Genomic DNA, 255 nt, shown 5'->3' on the forward strand with positions numbered 1-255 from the left:
GTTGAAGGACGGGGATGATCCCTGGATGACGCAAAGGAAGTAGGCGAAGGCGAACTGCAATCCCGCATAGGAGACGCGGGGGCTTCCGGCGGCTATCCATGCGCCGATGAAGGCTCCTACGAAGACGACTACCATTAGGTGTCCGATGTCGGTTGTCAGAGGGATGACTCCGATCATGATGCTGAGTCCGGCAACGGTTCCTGCCACGCAGCCAAGGATTCGCAGCTTCAGCTTCTCTACGGTTTCCGCGACGGT

Annotated in this window: 1 pseudogene; it reads right to left on the bottom strand. The window is 58.4% G+C overall.

Features of this window, described 5'->3' with window-relative positions:
• Positions 1 to 255 (bottom strand): annotated as a pseudogene (locus tag JAO29_RS23180) (FUSC family protein); the annotation flags it as partial.

The organism is Edaphobacter sp. HDX4, assembly GCF_036877565.1.
GTDB lineage: Bacteria > Acidobacteriota > Terriglobia > Terriglobales > Acidobacteriaceae > Edaphobacter.